We start from the raw sequence: 4,672 nt of genomic DNA on the forward strand, positions 1-4,672 counted from the left end.
AATTTATATGAACCTATATATGGATATACTCCCAAAGATGATTCTATAATAATAACACCATCTTTTTTATATGATGAAAGATCTTGTTTTTTTATTGATATTGGGTTATCTAGAGGTTTAAATAGCATCATAACTCGAATGATTGTTTCTGGTGTAGGTGTTATCTTTAATTTGGCCATTTCTTCATATTGAGAAGTAGAAAAATGGATTAAATTATAAGGATTGTTTTCCATTTTAGGGAGCCAGTAAATAATAAATTCATTGGCTTCTTTTCTGTTAAGTCGTAGTTAACTACTTCTTTAATTCGTCCATTTTCGGATATATGGTTCCATGCACCAATTTTATACGAGTAATTTTCATCTGCCCCAAAACGATGCTTGGCCTTAATGCCAATCCATTTAATATCTCCCGATGCGTAGGTAGTCTTTTTTAAATCGACTTCAATAAATTCAAATCGAGACTCCATGCCAAGAACTCGTTTGTAATAAGCAGAATATAATTTGTCAGTTGGTTGCTTTTGCAATTCATTACTAACGATATCCGATTTGCTTAATTCTGTTGTCTGTTTCTTTCTTTTTATAGGCTCATGCCCATTGTGTAATCTAACCGTATTCTCAATCTGTCTAGGCAATACAAATTGATTAAAAATTGTGTTATCGAATATTTGAATTCCAAAGGATGCGATGAAAGGCATTATAATGGGTTTGTCTGTATTGCCAGATAGAATGTCGCTTGGCCCAACACCATTTTTAAACGCCATAAACAAATTGTAAACGCCATATGCACTTGCCACACTAGCGCTTAGTTTGAAAAACTTACTGAACATTCTCCATCCTCGATACTTAGAAAATTGCTTCCTAACTATTGGGTCATCGCTAAGAATTGACTTGATATTTTTAGGTTTAACTAATTGAATATCTAGGTTTCCTCTACAGAAATAGTAGTTAATTAAAGGAGGGGTAGCGAGTCCTAATTTCCGCTTTGCATTATCCAGTGGTGTTTTGTTTTTACCTTCTCTAAATAAATTTATTTTACCTCGTTCAACATTAAGGGCAAATTCATTTGATCCACCATTAAGGTAGTTTTTTAAATTGGCCATGTAAAAATTGCCAGTTTGATAAAATTTTATATTATCGATATCGTATTTATTCTCATCTCCCATGAGATATATGTCTCGAAATTTCTTGACGTAATCTACTTTGAAATGGTTCACTTTAGTTCCTGAAAAAAGGATTACGAAATCTGTTTTGTTTCCTTGAGCTCCAACTTGAGTTGAGAAAAGAGAACTTAGAATTATTAGGAGATAGAATATGGGTAAACTATGATTTTTCAGGTGTCTTGGTTTTCGTCATCAATTAATCGACGATTTGTTTAACGCATCAAATTTACTTGATTTGGACTACTTGAAATACTTTAGAATCAAAAAAAATGCAGTATTGCCATGTAGCAATACTGCATTTAATAGAATGTTTTTTGTTCCGAAAGAATTAGTGGGTTTATTTGGCCGCTTCGGCTGCTGCCGCCTCTGCCTCTTCTATTAACCACATGAAATAATATCCTTTATGAACTTCATTTCGATTTGGCTCTGCTGTATGGTATTCTGTTGGCCCGTTTTCAGTCATGTAATCTGGGTTATCAGCAATCCAGGATTTTAGTGCTCCTCTTTGGGCATCCATATAGGCTGCCAAAGTATCCATTCCGTTCTTGCCAGCTATTTCAAGATCTGCATACGCAATTGATAATGGCTCGTGCAGCGTTAACATTTTTAAAAGAGGTAAATCCTCCTTGGGAGCTAGTTCGTAGATTGCTTCAAATTCAGCTATGTAATGTCCCCAAGCAGCAACAACATCCATTAATGATTTGAAGTCGTTTGTATCCAGGTCTCTTCCCCAAGACTCACCTGCAGTAGCAACAACATCGTACGGATCTGGGTGTAAGTCATATTTTAAGATTAAAGGGTAGATAGAGCTGCCAGAAAATGCTTCAATTCTTGCAAGAAGTTCTACTCTTTCTCTTTCGTATTCATTCGTATATTTTTTTGAATGCCAAACTAGACCAACATACCCAGACTGTTCTTCGTTGTAGAATCTTAACAGCATAGATAAATAATTTTCGCCATAATAGTTTTTGTCAACTTTTGTGAATCGCGGATCTGTTACATAGTGACCTCTTTGTAGAGTTTGCGATGTCTTAACTTCTTTAGTTTCTTCTGAAGAAGATGTTTTTGCTTTTTCGCCAGCTTGCGTCGAACTTCCAATTATAGCATAAAGTGTACATAATACCAGAAGAGCTTTTAAATCTTTCATAATGCGTTTGATTGAGTTTTATTTTTTTAATGGAACATGAATTTAGTATAATTCAGCTTGCTACGCAAGAGTTAGTTCTATTGATACCTGAAGTGAGTTACGGCTACTTTTTGATTGCGACGATCGGTTCTAACTTCTTTCTTTTTCAATCCCTTGTCGTCATAAAACAAAACGGTTGAAGTGTATTTTTCAGGGTAGGCACCAAAGTATTGTTTGGTACTATCCAATTTGTAAGCCGTGCTGTAAAAGTATAGCGATTCATTTTTCATTTTCTTATCAGGGTAGCCTAATTCTATCTTGCGTTTTAAATTTTCAAATTCGTCGTATTCAAATTCGATCGTAGTTTTCTTTATTTCATTTTCAAAAACAGAGGAACTCTTTTCTTTGCCATTTTTATCCAGTTCCGTGATTTCTTTTAATACTATGTTGTTCTTGGAATTACGATTAATCACTGTTTTAAATCGATTATTCTTATCGTAAATGTAATCTTGTGAGTGACTTAGTTTTCCTTTTTTGTCGTAGTATTTTATGGTTTTGATCTGTCCTTTTTTGTCGAAGGCAGTATTTGAAAGCGGTTGTTTTTTATCGTTTTGAATAACTGTTTTAAGGAACTTGTCTTTTTTATGGGAAGAAATAGTTTCGCTGAGCAAAACTCCGGCTTCATCGCATTTGAATTTTTTTGTGCAAGTAGTTATTCCATCGTCAGAGTAAGCGTATTGAAGTAATATGTTACCATTATCACAATACACGAATTTGGTTTTGTTGTATCCTTCAGAATTTAAGACCGACATTGAACTGTACATGCCTTGTTCGCTTAGAATGGTATCTATGCCGAGCATTACATACAATTCTTGTTGACTGTACGAAGTTTGTTGCGCGTGCAATAGTGAAGGTGTTATTAGTAGTACTAACAGTAAATACCTTTTGGAAATTAAATTATAACTAGGCAATAGTTGAATTGTCAGAAAAACTCTTCTCATTCATTATCCATGTCCACATACCTAGAAAGTAACCAACAAATGAAAATGTAGTAATTACTGTAAATAATTTGAAAAGAAAAGAGTTGGTTAAATAAGTAGAAGATTCAAAAAAGGTTCCCCCATTTGTAAATCCAATTAAGATAATAAATGCTAAAACAGAAGGTATTCCCCAAGCCAAAATCCCGTTTCGAAAAACGTATTTGGCTTTGCCTAGTAATCTAGTTTCACTCCAATTTTTTTGAGCTCTCATTACATGCGTTGTTAGCTATTAAGTTGTGAATTTACGCTATAAATAGACCAATATTGAAGAGGGCCTAATCATAGTTTTCAACATTAATTACTTAGTAATTAACAACTTGTGAAAGTCGAAGCAGAGTGGAGAGGTATGCTATATGATAGGAATAATTTAAGCGATAGTGAAGTCTGGTAACGAATTTCGAACAGATATTATTCTATTCTTTAAGTGTTTCAACAGACTTTACTGAAGGCACAGCTTTTTTGATTGCCTCTTCTAATCCGAAGAGTGTAGAGGGACTCATCCCACAATCGCGGCACGCACCAATCAAGTTTATTTTAACAACATTATCGGCAGTTATCCCAATAAATCGGACGTCTCCACCGTCCTTTTGCAAGAACGGACGATACCTATTAATGGCATCTTCTATTTTCTGTCTTGTTTCATCCATTGGTTACCAACTAGTATTTACTAAAGTTACGAATTAGCTCCGAACTAGTTTATTTGTTTTAACACATTGTCGCAAAGATCCCTAAATGCTTTTGATGAGAATGTGTTTTCTTGAAGTGCAGCAGGTCTTCCTGCGTCTGCCGCTTCTCGGATACTTTGAATTAATGGGATTTCAGCTAATAAAGGAATTTTCAATTGCTCCGCTAATTTTTTACCGCCTTCTTGTCCGAAGATGTAATATTTATTATCTGGTAATTCTGCAGGAGTGAAATATGCCATGTTTTCAACTAGACCTAATACTTTAACATTTATAGTATCCATTCCAAACATAGTTACACCTCTTTTGGCATCCGCTAAAGCAATGTCTTGTGGCGTTGTAACGATAACAGCTCCGGTTAAAGGAACCTGTTGTACCATACTTAAATGAACGTCGCCTGTTCCTGGAGGCATGTCGATAATCATGTAATCGAGATCACCCCAATGTGTTTCTAAAAACATTTGGTTTAAGGCTTTGGTAATCATTGGGCCTCTCCATGCCACTGCTTGATCTGGTGCAGTAAAGAAACCAATAGACAATATTTTAACGCCATAACTTTCAACTGGGAGCATCATGTTTTTACCGTCAATTTCTATGGGCTTTGGACTTTCATGTTGAACATTAAACATAATTGGTGCTGAGGGGCCGTAAATGTCGGCATCTA

At 35.0% G+C, this 4,672-nt stretch carries 6 protein-coding genes; all 6 read right to left on the minus strand.

Annotated features, from left to right (window positions below; genetic code table 11):
- Positions 1–208 precede the first annotated feature (208 nt).
- Entirely contained in the window at positions 209–1,213 is a 1,005-nt protein-coding gene (locus HRT72_04665) for a hypothetical protein (protein NQY66999.1), read from the minus strand.
- Between the two features lie 283 nt (positions 1,214–1,496).
- Complete coding sequence (locus tag HRT72_04670; protein ID NQY67000.1) at positions 1,497–2,306, minus strand: hypothetical protein; 810 nt, start codon at positions 2,304–2,306, stop codon at positions 1,497–1,499.
- Between the two features lie 77 nt (positions 2,307–2,383).
- Positions 2,384–3,145 carry a hypothetical protein gene (locus HRT72_04675; protein ID NQY67001.1) on the minus strand — a complete coding sequence of 254 codons (762 nt, stop codon included), beginning with the start codon at positions 3,143–3,145 and terminating at the stop codon, positions 2,384–2,386.
- 103 nt (positions 3,146–3,248) lie between these two features.
- Complete coding sequence (locus HRT72_04680; GenBank protein NQY67002.1) at positions 3,249–3,536, minus strand: hypothetical protein; 288 nt, start codon at positions 3,534–3,536, stop codon at positions 3,249–3,251.
- A gap of 202 nt (positions 3,537–3,738) precedes the next feature.
- On the minus strand, positions 3,739–3,972 hold the full coding sequence (locus HRT72_04685; protein ID NQY67003.1) for a NifU family protein: 234 nt from the start codon (positions 3,970–3,972) through the stop codon (positions 3,739–3,741).
- A 44-nt stretch (positions 3,973–4,016) separates the two neighbouring features.
- Positions 4,017–4,672 (minus strand): Mrp/NBP35 family ATP-binding protein (locus tag HRT72_04690; protein ID NQY67004.1); only part of this gene is annotated, 656 nt, incomplete at its 5' end.

The sequence above is a fragment of the Flavobacteriales bacterium genome, assembly GCA_013214975.1.
Taxonomy (GTDB): domain Bacteria; phylum Bacteroidota; class Bacteroidia; order DT-38; family DT-38; genus DT-38.

Coding starts and splice junctions, on each gene's coding strand:
- HRT72_04670 (NQY67000.1), bottom strand. CDS start 2,306: ATGAAAGATTTAAAAGCTCTTCTGGTATTATGTACACTTTATGCTATA.
- HRT72_04675 (NQY67001.1), bottom strand. CDS start 3,145: ATGCTCGGCATAGATACCATTCTAAGCGAACAAGGCATGTACAGTTCA.
- HRT72_04680 (NQY67002.1), bottom strand. CDS start 3,536: ATGAGAGCTCAAAAAAATTGGAGTGAAACTAGATTACTAGGCAAAGCC.
- HRT72_04685 (NQY67003.1), bottom strand. CDS start 3,972: ATGGATGAAACAAGACAGAAAATAGAAGATGCCATTAATAGGTATCGT.